Origin of the sequence: Actinomadura chokoriensis (genome assembly GCF_039529475.1) — a bacterium.
GTDB classification, from domain to species: Bacteria; Actinomycetota; Actinomycetes; order Streptosporangiales; family Streptosporangiaceae; genus Spirillospora; species Spirillospora bangladeshensis.
Genome location: NZ_BAAAMW010000031.1, coordinates 1 through 21,312 on the forward strand (window position 1 = coordinate 1; position 21,312 = coordinate 21,312).

Here is a 21,312-nt window from a genome sequence, read left to right on the forward strand (position 1 = left end):
CGCCGCCCGCCGGGCGCGGGGCGACGGGGCCGGCGCGCGGCGCCGCCGCGACCGCGAGCCGAGCCACCGCCGGGCGGTGCTCCAGCTGATCGGCGGCGTGCTGGTGCTGTTCGCGATCTCCTTCGGGCTCTGGTGGTGGAACTCGGCGCCGCGCGACGCCGAGCCGGTCCGCCCGGTCAGCCCGACGATCACGCACTCCCCGGAGCCCGCCCCGACCCCGACGGCCCCCGCCACGCAGGCGCCCCCGACCGTCGTGATCCCCGAGGTCTAGGCGAGCCGCCCCTGAGCGAGCCGTGCCTGGGCGGGCCTTGGGCGAGTCCTCCCTAGGCGAGCCGCACCGCCAGTTCCGCGTAGGCGGGGACGAGGACGCGGCGGGCCGCGCGCCGCGACACCACCCGGTACGGGCGCCCGCCGGACAGCAGCGTCGCCAGCATCCGCGCCACCTGCGTGCGCGCGACGGACGCGCCGAGGCACAGGTGGCGGCCCCCGCCGAACCACAGCTGCCGCGTCTCGGGGACGTACTCCCGGTGGATGTCGAACGGTCCCGCGCCGTTCGTCGCCCGGTAGGTCAGCAGCAGCACCCGCTCGCCCGCGCGGAGCCGCCGCCCGCCGACGGTCGCGTCCCGGCTGACGTGCCGCCCGATCACCGGCGCCGGGGCCGCGACGCGCAGGCCCTCGCGCACGGCGTTGTCCATGAGGGACGGGTCGTCCAGCAGCGCCCGCTGCCGGCCGGTGTCGTGCAGCAGCGCCGCCGTCCGGACCGTCCCGGACGCGCCGGTCTCCGTCCCCGCGATGACCAGCAGGGTCGCGAGGCCGCGGGCGAGCGGCAGGCCGAGGTCCATCCCGCGGCAGCGGCCGAGCAGGGTGTCCGGCCCGGCGGTCCGGTAGGCGTGCGGGACGCCGGCGGTGATCTCGTCCACGATGCCGCGGGCCCGCGCGACGACCGCCGCGTCGAGGCCGGTGGACGCGGTGGTGCCGAGCGCCAGCCGGGCGAGCCGCTCCCCGGCGCCGAACAGCTCGCGGTAGGCGGCGTCGCCCCGGTCGGCGGGCAGGCCGAGCAGGTCGGCGACCATCCGCCCGGCGAGGACGCGGGCGGCGTCGGCGACGTCCACGGCCCCGCCGTCGGCGAGCCGGTGGGCCAGCGCGGCGTGGTACCGGCCCTGGGAGCGCTCGACGAGGGCCCGCGCGGCGTCCTCGGTGAACAGGTCGCGGGCGCGGGTGCGGACCTCGGCGTGCCGCGCGCCGCCGAAGAACTGCCCCATCTCGTCCCCGAACAACTGCGTCCACAGGTGGCCGACGCCGCCCTCGCCGTTCATGCCGAACGCGGCGTGGTCGTTGAGGACCTGCCGGGCCAGCACGGGATCGGTCACCACCCAGCCGAGCCGGGGGACCCGCGCGATCGGCCCGGTGTGCCGCGCGGCCTCCAGCAGCGCGAACAGCCACGGGTTCGCCTCCCACAGCAGCCGTGCCTCATGCCGCGCCGCGTACCGTGCGGCCATACGGGCCGGTGCGGGGATCTTTGTGCTGGTCATGCCGTGATTGTGCCGGGTTGGGAATCTGGACGAAAAGGCGGTACTACTCAATCCGGGTGAGTGGCGGTACTCACGGCGAACCGGGTACAACGCCCGGCGGTTGTTCCGTAGGGTTCCCCTCACCGGAGGCGCCCGGCCCCGGCGAGGCTTGCCGGACACCGAGCACGAGGAACCGGGGGACCCCAGCCCATGAGAGCCCGCATCACCGCCGTCGCGGCGCACCTGCCGGAGCGGACGGTCACCAGTGCCGAGGTCGAGGCCCGCGTCGCGGCCGAGAGCGCCGGGTACCGGCCGCACCCCACGATCGTGGAGCGGATGACCGGCATCCGCGCCCGGCACGTCATGCGCGACGACGAGCAGGCGTCGGACCTGGCCGTCGCCGCAGCCCGCCGCGTCCTCGCCGAGCGCGCCGTCGCGCCGGCCGGCGTCGACCTGCTGGTCTTCGGCTCGGCGTCGCAGGACCTCATCGAGCCCGCCACCGCGCACATCGTCGCCGCCAAGCTCGGCGCGGCCTGCCCGGTGTTCGACGTGAAGAACGCCTGCAACAGCTTCCTCAACGGCCTGCAGATGGCGGACGCGCTGATCCGCACCGGGCAGCACGAGCGCGTGCTGGTCTGCACCGGCGAGAGCCCGTCCCGCGCGATCCGCTGGAACGTCCGCGACCGGGCCCAGTTCGTGGACGCGTTCGCCGGCTACACGCTCTCCGACGGCGGCGCCGCGATGCTCGTCGAGGCCGCCCCCGACGGCGGGATCTTCTACCGCGACTTCGCCGCCGTCTCCAGCGCCTGGCAGGTCGGGACGCTCCCGGCGGGCGGCTCGATGCACCCCCGCGACCCCGACTACACCTACTTCAGCGGCGACGGGCGGCGGCTCAAGGACGCGTTCGTCGCCAACGGCCCGGAGATCTTCACGACCGCCCTGGAGAAGACCGGCCTGACCTGGGACGACTTCGCGGTCGTCGCCGTCCACCAGGTGACGCTGCCGTATCTGGAGGTGCTGCGCTCGATCCTCGGCATCCCGGCCGACCGGCTCGTCGTGACGCTCCCCGAGCACGGCAACGTCGCGTCCGCGAGCCTGCCGCTGCAGATCGCGACCGCCCGCGCGCAGGGGCGCTGCGGCCCCGGCGACCGCGTCGCGCTCATCGGCCTCGCCGGCGGCGTCAGCCTCGGCGTCATGTTCGCGGAGCTGTGACCATGGACCTCTGGGTCGTCATCCCCGCCTACGACGAGGAGCGGTCGGTCGGCGCGACGCTGCGCCGCCTCGCCGAGCAGACCGACACCGCGTTCTCCCTGGTCGTCGTCGACAACGCCAGCACCGACGGGACGGTGCAGGTCGTCAAGGAGTTCGCCGCCGGGAACCCCGCGTTCAACGTCCGGATCGTCCACGAGCCGGAGAAGGGGACGGGCGCCGCCGCCGACACCGGCTTCCGGCACGCCATCCGCGCCGGCGCCACGCACGTCGCCCGCACCGACGCCGACTGCCTGCCCCACCGCGGCTGGATCGCGGCGGTCAAGCGCGCGTTCGGCGACGGGCTGGAGATGGTGTCCGGGCCGCTGCTGCCCCGCACCGACGAGTTCGCGCTAAAGTTCTGGGAGCGGCGCCTGCTGCCCGCCGTCATCGACCTCGCCGCCCTCTTCGGACGCTTCCGCCCCGGCAACCAGGACCCGCTCTACCTCGGCCCGTACGTGATGATGCCGGGCTGCAACGTCGCCATCACCGCCGACCTGTACGAGCGGTCGGGCGGCTTCCCGCGCACCCGCATCGAGGACGTCCACGAGGACCGCGCGCTCGTCAACCGCGTCCGCTACCTCACCGACGCCTACGGCCTGCGCAAGGACGTGACCGTCTACGGGTCGGTGCGGCGGCTGCGCGCGTTCGGCCTGGTCAGGACGCTCGGCTGGTACGCCGACCACCGCTACCGCCCGGCCGTCGTGGACATCCGGTGAACTGGGAGGAGCGGCTCTACACGACCGCGCATCCGTTCGCGTACCCGCTGCTGCGCGCCGTCGCCCGGCGCGGCCCCGTCGTCCGCGTGCCCGGCGTCGGCGTGGTGGTGAACGACGCCCGCGCGGCCCGCGAGGTCCTGATGGACGGCGAGACGTTCCGCAAGGACGGCCCCGGCTCGCCCGGCGAACTGTGGACGCCGGTGCTGGGCCCGTCCGTCCTGCTCAACATGGAGGGCGAGGCGCACCGGGCGCTCCGGCGCCGCCTCACCGACCTGTTCGTCCCGTCCTACACCGAGGCGCTGTGCGCACGGGTGCTGGCCGGCCCCCTGGACCGGCTCGCCGACCGCCTCGCGCGCGGCGCGACCGTCGACCTCGTCGATTTCGCGCGCGTCATGGCCGGCACGGTGATCGGCGAGGTCATCGGCCTGGAGGGCGGCGGCGAGGCGGCCTACCGCGACCTGTTCGAGCAGGGCGAGCGGATCGTCGCGATGGTGTCGCTGCGGACGCGCCGCCTCTCCCCGGCGCAGGTGCGGCGCGCCCGCGGCGTCCTCGACCCGCTCGGCGACATCGCGGCGAAGGCGTACCTGGCCGGCGACGAGTCCACGGTCATGGGACGGATGCGGGCGCTCGGCCTGTCCGAGGACGAGGCGCGCGGCGCGGCCGGCGCGTTCTTCCTGACCGGCACCGAGACCGTCGCGACGCTGCTGCCCCGCCTGATCGCGCTCCTCGCCGACCACGGGCAGCTGGCGCGCGTCGCGGGAGACCTCTCCCTGCTCGACCGGGCCATCGAGGAGGCCATGCGCGTGACGACGCCGACACCGGTCATGCTGCGCAGCGTGCACCGGCCCGCCGCCGTCGCGGGCGTCGCGATCCGCCCCGGCGACCGGGTGCTGATCGCCACGCACACCTGCTGCCGCGCGTACGGCCCGTTCGACCTCGACCGCCCGCACCCACCCGAGCTGCGCCGCCTCTGGTTCGGTGCGGGGCCGCACTTCTGCATCGGCTACCCGCTGGCGATGGCGCAGATCCGGCTGGCCGCCCGGACCCTCCTCACCGCCGCGCCCCTGGCCGTCACGCGGCGGGCGGCGGCGCGCGGCGTGCTGATCCCGACCTACCGGTACCTGGCCGTCCGATCGGAGGCGGCGGCATGACGCTCGTCCGGAGGCTGCTCGACCAGGCGGCCGAGACCCCCGGCGCCGTCGCGCTGATCGCCGGGGACGGGGCGGAACTGACGTACGGCGACCTCCGGCGGCAGGTCCTCGCCGTCCGGCACGGGCTGCTGTCGAGCGGTCTCGCGGCGGGCGACGGGGTGCTGTTCTCGGTGCGCCCGTCGCCGGAGTCGCTCGTCCTGGCGCTGGGCGTGGTCGCGGCCGGGGGAGTGGTCGTCTTCGCCGACCCGGGAGCCGGGCCCGAGATGTTCACCGCGCGGCTGCGGCTGGCGCGTCCGCGCTGGTCGGCGGCGGAGTCGGTGCTGTACGCGGGCAGCCGGCTGCGGCCCGTCCGGGCGTACGCCCGGCGGCGCGGGCTGCTCCTGCCGAACCTCGCCGACCTGCGGATCCCCGGCGAGGGCCCGATGCGGCACGTCCACGTGGGCCGCCGCCTGCCGGGCGTCCCGCGCGGCGCGCTGTCCTTCGCCCGCCTGGTCCGGGGCGCGGCTCCCGAGCCGGACCGGGACACCGATCCGGACGCCCCCGCCGCCGTCATCTTCACCTCGGGGACGACGGCGGACCCGCGCGCGGTGGTCCACACCCAGGCGTCGCTCGCCGCGGCGCTCGACCTGTTCCGGGCCCGGCTGCCCCTCGGCCCCGGCGACGTCGTGCACACCGACCAGCTCATGCTCGGCCTGCCCACGCTGATCGCGGGCGCCCGCTGGTCGATGCCGCCGCTGTTCTGCTCGCCGGCCGGCTTCGCCCGGCTGATGCGCGAGCGCGGCGCCACGCACACGTTCTGCGTCCCCGTCCATCTGGCGGAGATCCTGGACGCCGTCCCGGAGCTGCCGCCGTCCGTCCGGCATGTCCTGCTCGGTGCGGCGCCCGCGCCCGCGCCGATCCTGCGGAGGGCGATCGCGGCGGCGCCGTCCGCCGAGGTCCTGTCCGTGTACGCGATGACGGAGATCCTCCCGGTGGCGATCGCGTCGGCCGAGGAGAAGCTCGCGCACACGGAGTCGGGGGCGGGCGACCTCCTGGGCGCGCCCTTGCCCGGAGTGGGCGTGCGCCTGGCGCAGGACGGCGAACTCCTGCTGTCCGGCCCCAACCTGTGCCGCGGTTACCTCGGCGCGGACCCCCGCACCGAGCTCCCGACCGGCGACCTGGCCCGCCTGGACGGCGGACGCCTCGTCCTCATGGGACGCAAGAAGGACATGCTGATCAGGGGCAAGTTCAACCTGTACCCCGGCCTGTACGAACCGTCGGTCGCCGCGCTCCCCGGCGTCGCCGAAGCGGCCATCGTCGGCGTCCCCGACCCGCGGACCGGGGACGAGGAGGTCGTCCTCGCGGTGGTCGGCCCGCCCGGACTCGACGCGCGCCTGCACCGCACCCTCCCGGACGTGATCGACCACGACGCCCTGCCCGACCGCATCGTCGTCCTGGACGAACTGCCGCGCGCCGGCCGGACCCGCAAGCTCGACCGCGACCGGCTCCGCGCCCTGGTGACGCCGTGAGGATCGCCGTGACCGGGGCATCCGGCTTCGTCGGCGGCGCGGTGTGCCGGGCACTGGCGGCCCAGGGCGTCACGACGTACGCGTTCGGCCGCCGTCCGTCCACACCCGAGGCCCATGTGGGCGGGGCTCTCTACCGGTCATGGGACCTCACCCGCGGCCCGGTCCCGGACGCCCCCCGCGTCGACGCCGTCGTCCACTGCGCGGGCAGCGCCACCGACTGGGGACCCGCCCGCATGATCTTCGCCGCCAACCTCACCGGCACCCGCAACGCCCTCGCCGCCTTCCCGGACGCCCGGTTCGTCCACGTCAGCACGGCCAGCGTGTACGACCCGTTCCGCCCGAGCGTCATGGCCCGCGAGGACGAGGCCCCGGTGTCCCGCTACATGAACGCCTACGGCGCCTCGAAGGCCGCCGCCGAACGCCTGGCCCTGGACCGCGGCGCGATCGTCCTCCGGCCCCACGCGGTCTACGGGCCGGGCGACACGACCCTGCTGCCGCGCGTCCTCTCGGCCGTCCGGGGCCCGCTGCTGCCCGCCGTCGGGACGGGCCGCCAGCGCATCAGCCTGACCTCGGTCGGCAACCTCGTCCAGGCCTGCCTGCTGGCCGCCGCGGGCCCGGTGGCCTCGGGCGTCTTCAACATCGCCGACGCCGCCCCGGTGGTGATCGACGACGCGTTCCGGGAGATCCTCCGCGAGCGCCGCATCGAGGCGAGGCCCGTCTACATCCCGGCCGCCGTCGCCCGCCCGCTCGCCGCCGCGGCCGAGGGCGCGTTCCTCCTGGCCCGCCGTCCCGAACCCCCGCGCATCACCCGGTACGCGATCAGCCATCTCGCCGTGGAGCGCACCCTCGACATCGAGGCGGCGCGCACGGCCCTCGGCTTCGACCCGCACGCGACGACCTTCGCCGGAGCCGCCGGCTGGTAATCGTCAACCTCGGGTTGACGATCGTGAATCGTCAACCTAAGGTTGACGCATGACGGAACCCACCCAGGCGGTCGGCCAGGTCCGGTTGGACGAGCTGATCAACGCCATCAAGAAGGTCCACACCGACGCCCTCGAGCGGCTCAGCAGCGCGGTGATCGCCGCGGAGCACCTCGGCGAGGTCGCCGACCACCTCATCGGCCACTTCGTCGACCAGGCCCGCCGCTCCGGCGCGTCCTGGACCGACATCGGCACGAGCATGGGCGTCAGCAAGCAGGCCGCGCAGAAGCGCTTCGTCCCCAAGGACGCCTCTCCGGACCTCGACCCGTCCCAGGGCTTCTCCCGGTACACCACCCGCGCCCGCAACGTCGTCATCGCCTCGCAGAACGAGGCCCGCGCCGCCGGCAGCGCGCAGATCACCCCCGCCCACCTCGTCCTCGGCCTGCTCTCCGAGCCCGAGGCGCTCGCGGCCAAGGCGATCACCGGGCAGGACGTCCTGCTGGACACCGTCCGGCAGGCCGCCACCGCCGCGCTGCCGCCGGAGTCCGACGACCTCCCGGCGCTCATCCCCTTCGACCAGGACGCCAAGAAGGCCCTCGAACTCACCTTCCGCGAGGCCCTCCGCCTCGGCCACAACTACATCGGAACGGAGCACATCCTCCTCGCGCTCCTCGAACACGAGAACGGCACCGGCATCCTCTCCGAGGCCGGCATAGACAAGGCGGCCGCCGAAGCGGACATCACCGCGGCCCTGGCCGCGCTGACCGCCGGACAGAACGGCTGAACGCCCGAACGGCGGCGCCCGATGAGTTCCGGGCGCCGCCGGAGTCGGTAGGGGCATGGAGAAGCTCATCACCGCCAACGGCGTCGACCTCTGCGCCGAGACCTTCGGCGACCCCGCCGACGTCCCGGTGCTGCTGATCGGGAACACGATGCTCACCTGGCCCGACGCCCTCTGCGAGCGCCTCGCGGCACTGCGCCGCTTCGTCGTCCGCTACGACCTGCGCGGCACCGGCCGCTCGGCGGCCGGCGACCCGGAGGCACCGTCCTACACCCTCCGCGACCTGGTGGCGGACGCCGCCGCCCTGCTCGACGCGCTCGGCCTGCCCCGGGCGCACGTCGTCGGCGCCGGCCCCGGCGGCTGGATCGCCCAGCTCCTCGCCCTCGACCACCCCGGCCGCGTCGCCACCCTCACCCTGGTCGGCACCCGGCCCACCGCCCCCGGCCCCGCCGACCCCGACCTCCCCGACCACGCGCCCGAGCTCATGGAGCACTTCATGAGCCCGCCGGAGGTGGACTGGACGGACCGCGAGTCCATCGTCGCGTTCCAGGTGAACAACGCCCGGCACATGGGCGGCCGCGACTTCGACGAGGACGAGGCCCGCGCGAACATCGGGCGCGTCCACGACCGCACCCTCCCGAGCGACGACGGCGCGACCCACCGCGTCGACCAGATGGGCGTCCAGTTCGCCGCCCTGGACTGCGGCCCCCGCTGGCGCGAACGCCTCCCCGGCCTCACGGCCCCGACCCTCGTCGTCCACGGCGAGGACGACCCGTTCTTCCCCGTCGGCAACGCCGAGGCCCTGGCCGCCGAGATCCCCAAGGCCGAACTGCTGGTCCTGCCCCGCACGGGCGGCGGCGGGCTCCCGAGCCGAACCTGGGACACGGTCATCCCCGCCCTGCTCCGCCACACCTCCTGAGCGGGACCGGTGAACGGGGACGGGGCGGCGGGACGGCCTCCACGCCGCGGATGAGGCGCCAGGCGACCAGCGCCCCGGCAAGGTAGGCGGCGCCGACGAGGCCGAACGCGACGGCCGGCAGCCACCACGGGGTCGAGGGGGAGAGGGCGATGAGGCAGAGCGAGGCCGCGCCCGCGACCAGCAGGGAGAGGGTGAGGAGCGGACCGGCCGCGACGCGTCCGGAGATGCGGGCGAAGACGATGTTGCCGATCGGGATGAAGACCGTGAGCGGCAGGAGCTGCAGCCCGGCCTGGAGCGGGGTCGCCCCGCGGACCTGCTGGACGGCACGATGACGGCGCTGTGCCCGGCGACCGCCAGGGGCAGCGCGTCGCCCTCCGCGGCGGCGATGTGCCGGCGGGTGAGGAGCATGCCCGCCACGCCGATCGGCACGTTGATCAGGAAGACGCTCGGCCACCGGAACGCGCCGACCATGATGCCGCCGACCGTCGGACCCAGCGCCATGGACGACGAGACGACCGCCGACCAGACGCCGAGCACCTTCGCGCGTTCCCGGGCGTCGGGGAAGGCCCGCACCAGCAGCGCGAGCGAACTCGGCATGAACAGCGCCGCTCCGGCCCCCTGCAGGAGCCGCGCCGCGATCAGCACGTCGATGCCGGGTGCCAGCGCGGAGGCCAGCGACGCGAAACCGAAGACTCCCATGCCGCACAGGTAGACCCGCCTCGCGCCCAACCGGGTCGCCAGCCCGCCGCCCAGCATCAGCAGCGCGGCGAAGCTGAGGAAGGAGATCACCGCCAAGGGCGACGAGGGGATGGCCGATCCCGACCCCTGGGCGGGGTTCACGGCCTTCGCCTTCTCCTACATCCGCCTTCGCAACGAGTTGTGCGACGTCAACCAGCGCCTCGGCGACGTCCTCGGACCCTCCCGAGCCGAACTGCGGGACCGCATCCGGAACCTGGTGGAGCGGGCCCAGCGGGCCGGTGCCATGCGTACGGACGCGACCTGGGAGGACGTGGCGTTCCTCATGGTCGCCGCGTCCTCGACCGGCCCCCACACCCTGGGCCTCCGGGCGGGCGCCCGCCAGTGGGAGCGCAACCTCCAGATCGTCCTGGACGGACTGCGCCGCCCCGGCCCTGCCCCGCTCTCCGGCGAACCCCCCGCCCTGGCCCCCTGATCCCGGCGCGCGGGGATCAGGGCAGGCGAAGCGCGAGGAAGAAGTCGACCTGGTCTTCCAGGCGGGAGAGATCCCGCCCGGTCAGGTCCTCGATCCGCTGGATCCGGTAGCGGACGGAGTTCACGTGCAGATGGAGCTGTTCGGCGCAGCGCGTCCAACTGCCGGAGTTCCGCAGGAACGTCTCCAGAGTGCGGACGAGGTCGGCGCCGTGGGTCCTGTCGTAGTCGTGCAGCGGGTCGAGGAGGCGCACCTTGAACATCCGGCGGACGTCGTCCGGGACGCTCGCCAGCAGGAGCACGTGGGTGGCCAGTTCGTCGTGCCGGACGACGCAGACGGGCGCGGGGCGGGCGGCGGCGAGGCGGCGGGCGTGGCGGGCCTCTTCGACGGCGCCGCGCAGGCCGCTGCCCGCGACCGCGTCACTGACGCCGACCGCGAGTCCGCCTCCGGACAGTCCGGGGGCCAGGAAGTCCAGTGCGGCCTGGATCTCGGCGGCGACGTCGTTCCCGGCGGACGGCACGAGTGCGAGCAGCTCGTCCTCCAGCGGGCCGATCACCGGGGACGGGAGGATCTCGATGAGGACGGCGCGCACGTCGGCCGGGCGCAGCGTGCCCCGGCCGGACGCGGCGACGGCGACGAGGGGGGCGCCGGCGGGCAGGCCGAGGTCCTCCGGGGAGGCGGTGCGGAGGTCGGTGGTGCGCGGCGCGTCCAGGCGGGCCCGCTCCAGCGCGGTGATCGCGGCGAGTTCGGCGGTGAGGGCGCGGCGCTCGGCGGGCCAGTCGGTGAAGTCGCCCTCGAAGGCGATGAACCAGTCGGCGATCCGGGGGGTGCCCGCGGCGACCGGGAAGAGCGATGCGCCGAGGGCGGGGACGTGGTGCGGCAGGTTCGGCGCGGTGAGGAAGGCGCGGGCGAGGGCGGCCGGGTCGGGCGGGGGCGGGCCCGCGACCACGCGGCCGGTCGGGGTGAGGACGTGGCAGTGGCCGACCAGGTCGAGGACGGCGCCCAGCCCGGTGCCCTCGACGAGGCGGCGGTGCCGGTCCAGGACGGCGGCGAGGTCGGCGGCGCGGGCGCCGGACAGGTTCCGGACGACCTCCTCGGTGACGGTCGCGAACGCCACGTCCTCCGGGACCTTGAACAGGGGGAGCCGGTGGCGCCGGCAGGCGTCGACGAGGTCGCCCGGGATGGTGCCGAGCGTCAGGTCCCAGGCGGCGAGGCCCGACACGCCCGCTTCGGCGAGGGCGCGCACGAACGCCTCGGAGTCGGCGGGGCGGGTCCGCCAGACGAGGCCGGTCAGCACGAGTTCCCCGCCGCGCAGGTAGCGGCCCGGGTCCAGCAGGTCGGTGGTGACGACCCATCTGATCGCGCGGTCCAGTTCGTCCGCCCCGGTGACGACCTCCAGTCGCAGTTCGGGCATGGCGAGCAGGGAACGCAACCTCATATGGAGAAAGCTACAAAAGGACGTGCGTGACCGGGACCACAGTTCGGACGTCCTGTGCCTCGACCCGCCCTGGAGCGGCTGTGTCTACTGGCAGATGTGGAGCTGAGCGAGGCCGATCTCCTGGCGTGCTGCGCGTCCCGGCGCTGGGTCGCGGCCGTCTCCGGGCACGGCGACCTCGGCGCGCTGCTGGCCGCGTCGAAGCGCGTGCTGGACGAGCTGGAGTGGCCCGACGTCGAGGAGGCGCTCGCGGCGCACCCGCGCATCGGGGAGCGGGCGCGCGGGCAGGGCCGGGAGGCCGGCTGGTCCCGGGGCGAGCAGTCCGGGATGGACGGCGCGGCGGCGGAGCTGAGGGACGCGCTCGCCGACGACAACCGGGCTTACGAGGAGCGTTTCGGGCATGTGTTCCTGATCTGCGCGTCCGGGCGGTCGGGCCCGGAGATGCTCGCGGATCTTCGGGAGCGGCTGGGGAATGACGTGGAGACCGAACGGGACGTCGTCCGGAGGGAGCTGGCCGCGATCGTCGACCTGCGGCTGGCGCGACTGGCGAGGGAGAACGGCGGATGAGCCTGTCGACGCACGTGCTGGACGCGGCGAAGGGGCTGCCGGCCGCGGGCGTGGCCGTCCGGCTCGACCGGCGCGACGGCGACGGAGACGGGGACGGAGACGGCTGGACGACGCTGGCCGAGGCCCGCACCGACGCCGACGGCCGGATCAAGGAGTGGGGCGCGGACCCCGGAAGGGGCGTGCACCGGCTGACGTTCGAGACCAGTGGCTTGTCGGACTTCTACCCCGAGGTCACCGTGGCCTTCACGATCGACGATCCCGGGCGCCACTACCACGTCCCGCTACTGATCAGCCCGTTCGCGTACTCGACCTACCGGGGGAGCTAGCGGCGATGGCCATCGTGCTCGGACCCAACCGCTACGGGAAGGCGGAGACCCGCGTCGTCCGCGTGGCCCGCGACGGCGCCACGCACCGGCTCAAGGACGTCAACGTCAGCGTCTCCCTGTCCGGTGCGATGCACGACGTGCACCTGACCGGCGACAACGCGGCCGTCCTGCCGACCGACAGCCAGAAGAACACCGTGTTCGCGTTCGCCAAGAAGCACGGCATCGGCGCGATCGAGGACTTCGGGCTCCTGCTCGCCCGGCACTTCGTCGCCTCGCAGCCCGCGATCACCCACGCCCGCGTCGAGATCCGCGAGTACGGCTGGAGCCGGATCACGGGCGGGCACTCGTTCGTCCGGGACGGCGGCGAGGTCAGGACGGCGCTGGTCCACAGCGGCGCGGAGGCGGAGACGGTCGTGTCCGGCCTCACCGACCTGGTCGTCCTGAACTCGACCGGCAGCGAGTTCCACGGCTTCGCGCAGGACGAGTACACGACGCTCGAACCGACCGACGACCGCATCCTCGCGACGGCCGTGACCGCCCAATGGCGGCACAGGACGACGGAGGCGCCTTGGGACGACTCGTACCGCGCCGCCCGCGACGCCCTCCTCCGGGCGTTCGCCGAGACGCACAGCCTGTCGCTCCAGCAGACGCTCTTCCAGATGGGACGCCGCGTGCTGGCCGAACGCGGCGAGATCTGCGAGGTCAGGCTGTCGATGCCCAACAAGCACCACTTCCTGGTCGATCTGGAGCCGTTCGGCCTGAAGAACGACGACGAGGTCTACTTCGCGGCGGACCGCCCGTACGGGCTCATCGAGGGCACCGTCCTCACCGACGACGCGCCCGACGCACCGTCCGCCTGGAACTGAGGACTCAGCAGCCATGGACTTCCTCCGACCCACGACCTGGCAGGACGCCCTCGGCGCCAAGGCGGAGCGGCCGGGCGCGCGGCCCGTCCAGGGCGGCACCGACGTCATGGTCGAGATGAACTTCGACCGGGACCGGCCCGAGGCGCTGCTCGACCTCACCGGGATCGCCGCGCTCGCAGAATGGGACATGGCGGACGGGCGCCTCCGCGTCGGCGCCGGCGTCCCCTACGCGCGCCTCATCACCGAGCTGGGCGAGCACCTGCCGGGCCTCGCGCAGGCGTCCCGGACGGTCGGCTCGCCGCAGATCCGCAACCGGGGCACGGTCGGCGGCAACCTCGGCGCCGCCTCGCCCGCCGGGGACGCCCACCCGCCGCTGCTCGCCGGGGACGCGGTCATCGAGGCCGAGTCCGCCGCGCGCGGCGTGCGGATGATCCGGGCCGCCGACTTCTTCACCGGCGTCAAGAGCAACGCGCTCGCGCCGGACGAGCTGATCCGCGCGTTCTGGGCGGTCCCCGCGTCCGGCCCCCAGTACTTCTCCAAGATCGGCACCAGGAACGCGATGGTGATCGCCGTCTGCTCGTTCGCGCTCGCCCTCCACCCGGAGGAGCGCCGCGTCGGCACGGGCCTCGGCTCCGCCGCGCCGACCCCGCGCCGCGCCGCCGAGGCCGAGACGTTCATCTCGCACGAACTCGACTGGGACGGCCGCGGCCCGCTCGCCGACACCGCCGTACGGCGCTTCGCGGACCTGGTCGGGGAGGCCGCGTCCCCGATCGACGACGTCCGGGGCACGGGCGGCTACCGCCGGCACGCGCTGTCGGTGATGGCGCGCCGCACGCTGACCTGGGCATGGGACGACTACAGGACCGGAACGTCCGGAAGGAGGGCGTCGTGATGCGCGTGAACGTGACCGTGAACGGTTCCGCCGAAACCGTGGACGACGTGTGGGAGGGCGAGAGCCTCCTCTACATGCTGCGCGAGCGGATGGGCCTCCCCGGCTCCAAGAACGCCTGCGAACAGGGCGAATGCGGTTCGTGCACCGTCTACCTGGACGGCGTTCCGGTGTGCGCGTGCCTGGTCGCGGCGGGCCAGGCCGAGGGCCGGGACGTCGTCACCGTCGAGGGCCTCGCCGAGGGGCCGCCCGGTGCGGAGCGGCTCGATCCCGTCCAGGAGGCGTTCGTGGAGGCGGGCGCCGTCCAGTGCGGGTTCTGCACGCCCGGCCTGATCGTCCAGTCGCACGACCTGCTCGCGCGGAACCCGGCGCCGACGGACGCCGAGATCCGCGAGGCGCTCGCCGGCAACCTGTGCCGCTGCACCGGCTACGAGAAGATCCTGGACGCGGTGCGCCTCGCCGCCCGCCGGAGGGCCGCCACATGATCATCGAGAACGCGCACGTCGTCACCGTCGCCGGGAACGAGTACCCGGACGGCCACATCGTCATCGGCGGCGACCGCATCACGGCCGTCGGGCCCGGCCCCGCCCCTGACCCCGACGGCGACTCCGAGCGCGTCGACGCCCGCGGCTGCCTCGCGACACCCGGCCTGGTCAACACCCACCACCACCTGTACCAGTGGGCCAGCCAGGGCATGGTCACCGACGGCACGCTCTTCGAGTGGCTGAGCACCCTCTACAAGCCGTGGGCGAAGATGGACGCCGAGGTGGTCGCGGGCGCGGCCACCGCCGGCCTGGGCTGGCTCGCCAAGTCGGGCTGCACGACGTCCACCGACCACCACTACCTGTTCCCGAGCGGGCGCGGCGACCTGTTCGCGGCGGAGATCGAGGCGGCGCGCGAGATCGGCGTCCGCTTCCACCCGTGCCGGGGCTCGATGGACCGCGGCGCGTCGCAGGGCGGCCTCCCGCCCGACGAGGTCGTCGAGGACCTCGACACGATCCTCGCCGCGACCGCGGACGCGATCGACCGGTACCACGACCCCTCGCCCGGCTCGATGCTGCGCGTCGCCGTCGCGCCCTGCTCGCCGTTCTCCGTCACCCGCGAGCTGCTGGTGGAGTCGGCGCGGCTGGCGCGCGACAAGGGCGTCCGGCTGCACACCCACCTCGCGGAGACGCTGGACGAGGAGGAGCACACCCGGGAGCAGTTCGGGATGACGCCGGCCGAGTACATGGACTCGATCGGCTGGCTCGGCCCGGACGTGTGGCTCGCGCACTGCGTCCACCTCCACGACACCGACGTCAAGCGGCTGGCCGAGACCCGCACCGGCACCGCCCACTGCCCGAGCTCGAACGCGCGCCTCGGCGCCGGGATCGCCCGCGTGTCGGACCTGCTCGCGGAGGGCGCGGCGGTCGGCCTCGGGGTGGACGGGCCGGCGTCCGCCGAACTCGTCCCGCTCGCCGGGGAGCTGCGGCAGGCCCTCTACATGCAGCGTGCCCGCCACGGCCCGACCTCGCTCACCGCCCGGCAGGCGCTGGAGATGGCGACCCTCGGCGGCGCCCGCTGCCTCGGCCGCGAGGACGAGATCGGCTCCCTCGAACCCGGCAAGCTCGCCGACATCGCGCTGTGGCGCATGGACGGCTTCCAGGCCGCGATCGACGACCCGGTCGTCGCGTTCGCGTTCGGTCCGGTGCCGCCGCTGGAGCGCCTCCTCGTCGGCGGGCGCACCGTCGTGGACGGCGACGCGCTCGCGACCGTCCCGCAGGACGAGGCCGCGCGGCGCGGCGCCGCCGCCCACCGCCGCCTCATGCGGCTCGCGGAGGAGGTGCTCCGATGACATCGCCGCTGGACCGGGCGTCGCCGGTGAAGAGCCCCGGTCATGTCGCCGCGCCCGGCATCGGCGGGGTCGGGGAGAGCCCGCTGCGCCCGGACGGGACGCTCAAGGTCGCGGGCGAGTTCGCGTACGCGTCCGACCTGTGGATGGACGGGATGCTGTGGGGCGCGACGCTCCGCAGCCCGCACCCCCGGGCGCTGATCCGGTCGATCGACATCGGGCCTGCGCTGGCGCTGCCCGGCGTCCGCGCCGTCCTCACCCACGAGGACGTGCCGGGCCGCAAGGTGTTCGGCATCGACCACACCGAGGACCAGCCCGTCCTCGCGGTCGACCAGGTCCGGCACCAGGGCGAGCCGGTCGCGCTCGTCGCCGCCGACCACCCGGAGACGGCGCGCCGCGCGATGGAGCGGATCGCCGTCGCGTACGAGGTCCTCGAACCGATCACCGACCCGCGCGCCGTGATCGCCGACCCGGAGCGCCTGAAGGTCCAGGACCGGGGCGGCATCACCCGGTACCAGCCCGTCCGGGTCGGGGACGTGGACGCCGCGAAGGCCGCCGCCGACGTGGTCGTGTCGGGGGAGTACGAGGTCGGCATCCAGGACCAGGCGTTCCTCGGGCCCGAGTCGGGGCTGGCCATCCCGTCCGAGGACGGCGGCATCGACCTGTACGTCTCGACGCAGTGGATCCACAACGACCTCAAGCAGATCGCGCCCTGCCTGGGCCTCGCCGAGGACCAGGTGCACATGACGCTCGCGGGCGTCGGCGGCGCGTTCGGCGGGCGCGAGGACCTGTCGATGCAGATCCACGCGGGCATGCTCGCGCTGCACACCGGCCGGCCGGTGAAGATGTCGTACAACCGGTACGAGTCGTTCTTCGGGCACGTCCACCGGCATCCCGCCCAGATGCGGTACGAGTACGGCGCCGCGTCGGACGGCCGCCTCCTCTACGCCGACGTCGAGATCATCCTCGACGGCGGCGCGTACACGTCGTCCACCATGAACGTGGTCGGCAACGCGGCCTCGCTCGGCGTCGGGCCGTACGAGATCCCCAACATCAGGATCGACGGGTACGGCGTCTACACGAACAACCCGCCGTGCGGGGCGATGCGCGGGTTCGGCGCCGTCCAGGCGTGCTTCGCCTACGAGTCGATGATGGACGCGCTGGGCGACGCCTGCGGTCTCGGCCCGGTCGAGATCCGCCGCCGCAACGCCGTCTCGCAGGGGTCGAGGCTCGCGACGGGCCAGGTCATCGAGTCGCCGGCGCCGCTCGCCGCGATGCTGGCGCGGCTGGAGGCGATGCCGATGCCCGCCGGCCCGGACACGGCCGACCTCCGCAACCTGCCGGGCGGCGTGTCGCAGACGACGCACGGCGAGGGCGTCGTGCGCGGTGTCGGCTACGGCGTCGGCATCAAGAACATCTGCTTCTCCGAGGGCTTCGACGACCTGTCCACGGCCCGGGTCCGGCTGGAGGTCATCGGCGGCGAGGCGACCGCGCTCGTCCACACGGCGGCGGCCGAGGTCGGGCAGGGGCTCGTCACCGTCCAGGCGCAGGTCGCCCGGACGGAGCTGGGGGTCCAGAGGGTCGTGATCGCTCCGGCGGACAACGGGGTCGGCGACGCGGGCTCGTCCAGCGCGTCCCGCCAGACGTACATGACGGGCGGCGCGGTGAAGGCGGCCTGCGAGGCGGTGCGCGCCGAACTCCTCGCGCTCGCGGCGCGCCGCCTCGGGCGACGCGACCTGAACGTCGCCGGCGGCAAGATCGTGTCGCGGGCGGACGGCGTCCTCGGCACCATCGAGGACGTCCTCGGCTCCGAGGTGATCGAGCAGACCCGCGAGTACCACCACCGGCCCACCGCCCGCATGGACCCGGCCACCGGGCAGGGCCGCAGCCACACCCAGCTCGCGCTGTGCGTCCACCGGGCCGTCGTCGACGTGGACGTGGACCTCGGCCTCGTCAAGGTCGTCGAGCTGGCCGCCGTCCAGGACGTCGGCAGGATCATCAACCGCCTGTCGCTGGAGGGGCAGATCCACGGCGGCTCCGCGCAGGGGCTCGGCCTCGCCGTGATGGAGGAGATCGTGGTGGCCGACGGGCTCGTCCAGAACCCGTCGTTCACCGACTACCTGATCCCTACCATCCTGGACATGCCGCCCATGCGACTGGACATCCTGGAGAACCCCGACCCGGAGGCGCCGTACGGCCTGCGCGGTGCGGGCGAGCCGCCGACCCTGTCGTCCACGCCCGCCATCGTCGCCGCGATCCGGAACGCGACGGGGCGCCCCCTCACCCGCGTCCCGGTCCGGCCCGAGCACATCGTCGGGGAAGCGCCGTGACCCGCCGGTTCGCGGTCAACTGCTCGATCCTGTTCACCGAGTTCCCGCCGCTGGAGCGCCCGGCGGCGGCGCGGGCCGCGGGGTTCGGGGAGGTGGAGTCCTGGTGGCCGTGGAACGGTGAGCCGGTGCCGTCCGACGCGGACGTGGACGCGTTCTGCCGGGCGGTCGAGGACGCCGGCGTGCGGCTCATCGCGCTCAACCTGTACGCGGGGGACATGGCGGCGGGGGAGCGGGGCGTGCTGTCCGACCCGTCCCGCGTCGAGGAGTTCCGCCGCAGCCTCGACGTGCTGGTCCGGATCGCCGAGCGGCTCGGCACCCGGTCGTTCAACGCGCTCTACGGGCAGCGGCTGGACGGCGCCGACCCGGCCGAGCAGGACCGGGTCGCGACCGCGAACCTCGTCCACGCCGCCGGACGGGTCGGCGAACTGGGCGGCACGCTGCTGGTCGAGCCGCTGGCACGCGGCCTCAACGGCGCCTACCCGCTGGAGACCGCGGCCGACGTCGCCGAGGTGCTGGGACGCGTCCGGGCGGCGGGAGCCGACAATGTCCGGTTCCTGTTCGACACGTTCCACCTGGCGACCAACGGCGACGACCTGGAGAAGGCCGCGCGGGAGCACGCCGCCGACATCGGCCACGTCCAGATCGCGGACGCGCCCGGCCGCGGGCGCCCCGGCACGGGCGCCGTCGACTTCGGCCGCGTCTTCGCCGTCCTCGACGACATCGGCTACGGCGGCCGGATCTCCCTCGAATACGTCCCGCGGGGCCCGTCGGCGGAGGAGTTCGGGTGGACGACCTCCTGATCAGATCGCGCCGGACCGTCCTGCCCGGCGGCGAGCGACCCGCCGCCGTCTCCGTCCGGGACGGCCGCATCGCCGCGATCTCCGGCTACACGGGCGGCGGGCCCGCGACCGCCTCGGTCGACCTCGGCGACGTGGCGCTGCTCCCCGGCCTCGTCGACACCCACGTCCACATCAACGAGCCCGGCCGCACCGAATGGGAGGGGTTCGCCACCGCGACCCGCGCCGCCGCGGCGGGCGGTGTCACCACGCTCATCGACATGCCGCTCAACTCCCTGCCGCCGACCGTCGACCCGGCCGCGCTGGCCGTGAAGCGGGAGGCCGCCGAGGGCGCGTGCGCCGTGGACGTCGGTTTCTGGGGCGGGGCGGTCCCCGGCAACCGGGCCGAGCTGCGCCCGCTGCACGACCTCGGCGTCTTCGGGTTCAAGTGCTTCACCTCCGACTCCGGTGTCCCGGAGTTCCCGCCGCTGCCCTACGGCGAGATGGGGGAGGCGTTCCGGGAGATCGCCTCGTTCGGCGGGCTGGTCATCGTCCACGCCGAGGACCCGGCCGCGCTGAGCGCGCCCACCGGCGGCGGCTACCCGGAGTTCCTCGCGTCGCGGCCCCCGTCCGCCGAGCGCCGGGCCGTCGAGCGGGTCGTCCGGCTGGCGGAGGAGACCGGCGTGCGCGCCCACATCCTGCACCTGTCCGCCGCCGACTGCCTGGACGTCCTCGCGAAGGCCCAGGCCGACGGCCTCCCCGTCACCGCCGAAACATGCCCCCACTACCTGACGCTCAACGCCGAAGACGCCAGTAGTACTGCTTGCAAATGCTGCCCGCCCATCCGCGACGCGGCCAACCGCGACCGGCTCTGGGAGGGGCTCGCCTCCGGGGTGATCTCGTGCGTCGTCACCGATCACTCGCCCTGCACACCCGAACTGAAGCGCGGCGACTTCGCGACCGCGTGGGGCGGTATCTCGTCGCTCCAACTGGGGTTGCCGGTGGTGTGGACGGCCGCGCGTGAACGCGGGCACGGCCTGGCCGACGTCGTCCGGTGGATGTCCGAGGCGCCCGCCGCCCTGGCCGGCGTCCCCGGAAAAGGCGGCATCGTCGTCGGCAACGACGCCGACCTGGTCGCCTTCGCGCCGGACGCGACCCTGACCGTCGACCCGGCGGCCCTCCACCACCGGCATCCCGTCACGCCCTACGCGGGCCGGACGCTGGCGGGGGCGGTCGAGACCACATGGCTGCGCGGCGCCCCCGTCGGGGAGCGGCCCGCCGGACGGCTCCTCGCGCGGGAGGCGAGATGACCGAGTTCACGTCCCTGCCCGACCTGGCCGTCCGCACCCTCGGCGGCTCGGTCGTCGCGGCGAGCGACGAGTCCTTCGCCGAGAAGGAGAACCTCGTCAACCCGTGGGCGCCGGCGTTCGCGCCGGGGACCTTCGGGCCGAAGGGCCAGGTCTACGACGGCTGGGAGACCGCCCGGCGCCGCGCCGGCGGCCACGACTGGGCGCTGGTCAGGCTCGGCCTGCCCGGCGTCGTCCGCGGCGTCGTGATCGACACCGCCTGGTTCAAGGGCAACTACCCGCCGCGCGCGTCCGTCGAGGCCTGCGCCGTGGAGGGCTACCCGTCCGACCTCTCCGGCGCCGACTGGGTGGAGATCGTCCCGGAAAGCCCCTTGAAGGGCGATACGGCACATCTCTTCCCGACCCGAGCGGAACGGCTGTTCACCCACGTCCGGCTGAACATGATCCCGGACGGCGGCATCGCCCGGCTCCGCGTCCACGGCGAGGTGGTCCCCGACCCGCGCGTCCTGGCCGGTCTGACGGTCGACCTGGCCGCCCTGGAGAACGGCGCCCGCGTCATCGAGTGCTCGGACATGTTCTACTCCTCGCCCGACAACATGCTGTTCCCCGGCCTCGCCCGCAACCAGGCCGAGGGCTGGGAGACGGCCCGCCGCCGCGACGGCGGCCACGACTGGGCGGTGATCCGGCTCGCCGCACCCGGCGTGATCAGGCTCGCCGAGATCGACACCGCGAACCTGAAGTTCAACGCGCCCGCCGCCGCGGCGCTGCAGGGCCTCGACGCCCGCACCGCCCCCCTCGACGCCTGGCGCCCCCTCCTGCCGCGCACCGGCCTCCTGCCCGACACCCGGCACCGGTTCCGCCTGACGACGCCCGAGGTGACCCACGTCCGGCTGGACATCCACCCGGACGGCGGCATCGCCCGCCTCCGGCTCCTCGGCGACATGACCCCGGACGGCGCCAAGGAGCTGGCCGCCCGCTACACCGCCCTCACTCAACATTCGGCAAAGTATTGACCGTCGCCAGAAATCTGCCTACATTCTGAGCACTCCGCCCATCCCGA

General features: G+C 74.5%; 21 protein-coding genes and 1 pseudogene. 19 read left to right on the plus strand and 3 right to left on the minus strand.

What is annotated here, in order from left to right:
* The coding region (locus ABFX46_RS38405) for a hypothetical protein (RefSeq protein ID WP_346048919.1) at positions 1–271 on the plus strand (271 nt) is incomplete at its 5' end.
* Positions 272–323: 52 nt separating this feature from the next.
* On the opposite strand, the gene ABFX46_RS38410 is transcribed toward ABFX46_RS38405, so the two are convergent.
* Positions 324–1,532 carry a cytochrome P450 gene (locus tag ABFX46_RS38410; RefSeq protein WP_346048920.1) on the minus strand — a complete coding sequence of 403 codons (1,209 nt, stop codon included), beginning with the start codon at positions 1,530–1,532 and terminating at the stop codon, positions 324–326.
* Positions 1,533–1,721: 189 nt separating this feature from the next.
* Here ABFX46_RS38410 and ABFX46_RS38415 point away from each other — a divergent pair, with 189 nt between their 5' ends.
* From ABFX46_RS38415 to ABFX46_RS38445, 7 genes are read left to right on the plus strand one after another with little or no spacing between them, the layout of a single operon-like run.
* On the plus strand, positions 1,722–2,723 hold the full coding sequence (locus ABFX46_RS38415; RefSeq protein ID WP_346048921.1) for a 3-oxoacyl-ACP synthase III family protein: 1,002 nt from the start codon (positions 1,722–1,724) through the stop codon (positions 2,721–2,723).
* Between the two features lie 2 nt (positions 2,724–2,725).
* The gene (locus ABFX46_RS38420; protein WP_346048922.1) at positions 2,726–3,478 is read left to right on the plus strand and encodes a glycosyltransferase family 2 protein; all 753 of its coding nucleotides are present in this window, start codon (positions 2,726–2,728) and stop codon (positions 3,476–3,478) included.
* Entirely contained in the window at positions 3,475–4,629 is a 1,155-nt protein-coding gene (locus ABFX46_RS38425; protein WP_346048923.1) for a cytochrome P450, read from the plus strand. Before ABFX46_RS38420 ends, ABFX46_RS38425 begins: the two co-directional genes overlap by 4 nt.
* Positions 4,626–6,137: a class I adenylate-forming enzyme family protein gene (locus ABFX46_RS38430; protein ID WP_346048924.1), complete on the plus strand. Its 1,512-nt coding sequence runs from the start codon at positions 4,626–4,628 to the stop codon at positions 6,135–6,137. The genes ABFX46_RS38425 and ABFX46_RS38430 overlap by 4 nt, the downstream gene beginning before the upstream one ends.
* Positions 6,138–6,145: 8 nt before the next feature.
* On the plus strand, positions 6,146–7,060 hold the full coding sequence (locus tag ABFX46_RS38435) for an NAD-dependent epimerase/dehydratase family protein (protein ID WP_346048925.1): 915 nt from the start codon (positions 6,146–6,148) through the stop codon (positions 7,058–7,060).
* Between the two features lie 49 nt (positions 7,061–7,109).
* On the plus strand, positions 7,110–7,841 hold the full coding sequence (locus tag ABFX46_RS38440; protein ID WP_346048926.1) for a Clp protease N-terminal domain-containing protein: 732 nt from the start codon (positions 7,110–7,112) through the stop codon (positions 7,839–7,841).
* Positions 7,842–7,896: 55 nt separating this feature from the next.
* Complete coding sequence (locus ABFX46_RS38445; protein ID WP_346048927.1) at positions 7,897–8,757, plus strand: alpha/beta fold hydrolase; 861 nt, start codon at positions 7,897–7,899, stop codon at positions 8,755–8,757.
* Between the two features lie 459 nt (positions 8,758–9,216).
* Here the strand turns inward: ABFX46_RS38445 and ABFX46_RS43655 are convergent.
* Positions 9,217–9,513: pseudogene (locus ABFX46_RS43655) on the minus strand (MFS transporter); the annotation flags it as partial.
* 52 nt (positions 9,514–9,565) lie between these two features.
* Here ABFX46_RS43655 and ABFX46_RS38455 point away from each other — a divergent pair.
* Complete coding sequence (locus ABFX46_RS38455) at positions 9,566–9,928, plus strand: SbtR family transcriptional regulator (protein ID WP_346048929.1); 363 nt, start codon at positions 9,566–9,568, stop codon at positions 9,926–9,928.
* Between the two features lie 16 nt (positions 9,929–9,944).
* Here the strand turns inward: ABFX46_RS38455 and ABFX46_RS38460 are convergent, their stop codons facing one another.
* On the minus strand, positions 9,945–11,363 hold the full coding sequence (locus ABFX46_RS38460; protein ID WP_346048930.1) for a PucR family transcriptional regulator: 1,419 nt from the start codon (positions 11,361–11,363) through the stop codon (positions 9,945–9,947).
* A gap of 54 nt (positions 11,364–11,417) precedes the next feature.
* Here ABFX46_RS38460 and uraD point away from each other — a divergent pair, with 54 nt between their 5' ends.
* Genes uraD through alc form a run of 10 tightly spaced genes read left to right on the plus strand, consistent with a single transcriptional unit; the run spans position 11,418 to position 21,265 of the window.
* Positions 11,418–11,927 (plus strand): 2-oxo-4-hydroxy-4-carboxy-5-ureidoimidazoline decarboxylase, encoded by a 510-nt coding sequence (gene uraD / locus ABFX46_RS38465; protein ID WP_346048931.1) that lies wholly within the window; start codon positions 11,418–11,420, stop codon positions 11,925–11,927.
* Positions 11,924–12,253, plus strand: coding sequence for a hydroxyisourate hydrolase (uraH, locus tag ABFX46_RS38470; RefSeq protein WP_346048932.1), 330 nt, complete (start codon positions 11,924–11,926; stop codon positions 12,251–12,253). Before uraD ends, uraH begins: the two co-directional genes overlap by 4 nt.
* 5 nt (positions 12,254–12,258) lie before the next feature.
* Positions 12,259–13,119, plus strand: coding sequence for a factor-independent urate hydroxylase (gene pucL, locus ABFX46_RS38475; protein ID WP_346048933.1), 861 nt, complete (start codon positions 12,259–12,261; stop codon positions 13,117–13,119).
* Between the two features lie 13 nt (positions 13,120–13,132).
* Positions 13,133–14,011 (plus strand): FAD binding domain-containing protein, encoded by an 879-nt coding sequence (locus ABFX46_RS38480; RefSeq protein ID WP_346048934.1) that lies wholly within the window; start codon positions 13,133–13,135, stop codon positions 14,009–14,011.
* On the plus strand, positions 14,011–14,493 hold the full coding sequence (locus ABFX46_RS38485; RefSeq protein ID WP_346048995.1) for a (2Fe-2S)-binding protein: 483 nt from the start codon (positions 14,011–14,013) through the stop codon (positions 14,491–14,493). The genes ABFX46_RS38480 and ABFX46_RS38485 overlap by 1 nt, the downstream gene beginning before the upstream one ends.
* Complete coding sequence (locus ABFX46_RS38490) at positions 14,490–15,842, plus strand: 8-oxoguanine deaminase (RefSeq protein WP_346048935.1); 1,353 nt, start codon at positions 14,490–14,492, stop codon at positions 15,840–15,842. The genes ABFX46_RS38485 and ABFX46_RS38490 overlap by 4 nt, the downstream gene beginning before the upstream one ends.
* Positions 15,839–18,169, plus strand: a complete 2,331-nt coding sequence (gene pucD / locus ABFX46_RS38495) for a xanthine dehydrogenase subunit D (protein WP_346048936.1) — start codon at positions 15,839–15,841, stop codon at positions 18,167–18,169. Before ABFX46_RS38490 ends, pucD begins: the two co-directional genes overlap by 4 nt.
* Positions 18,166–18,969, plus strand: a complete 804-nt coding sequence (locus tag ABFX46_RS38500) for a hydroxypyruvate isomerase family protein (RefSeq protein WP_346048937.1) — start codon at positions 18,166–18,168, stop codon at positions 18,967–18,969. Before pucD ends, ABFX46_RS38500 begins: the two co-directional genes overlap by 4 nt.
* Positions 18,954–20,255 carry an allantoinase AllB gene (gene allB, locus ABFX46_RS38505; RefSeq protein WP_346048938.1) on the plus strand — a complete coding sequence of 434 codons (1,302 nt, stop codon included), beginning with the start codon at positions 18,954–18,956 and terminating at the stop codon, positions 20,253–20,255. Before ABFX46_RS38500 ends, allB begins: the two co-directional genes overlap by 16 nt.
* Positions 20,252–21,265, plus strand: coding sequence for an allantoicase (gene alc / locus ABFX46_RS38510; RefSeq protein WP_346048939.1), 1,014 nt, complete (start codon positions 20,252–20,254; stop codon positions 21,263–21,265). Before allB ends, alc begins: the two co-directional genes overlap by 4 nt.
* Positions 21,266–21,312 lie beyond the last annotated feature (47 nt).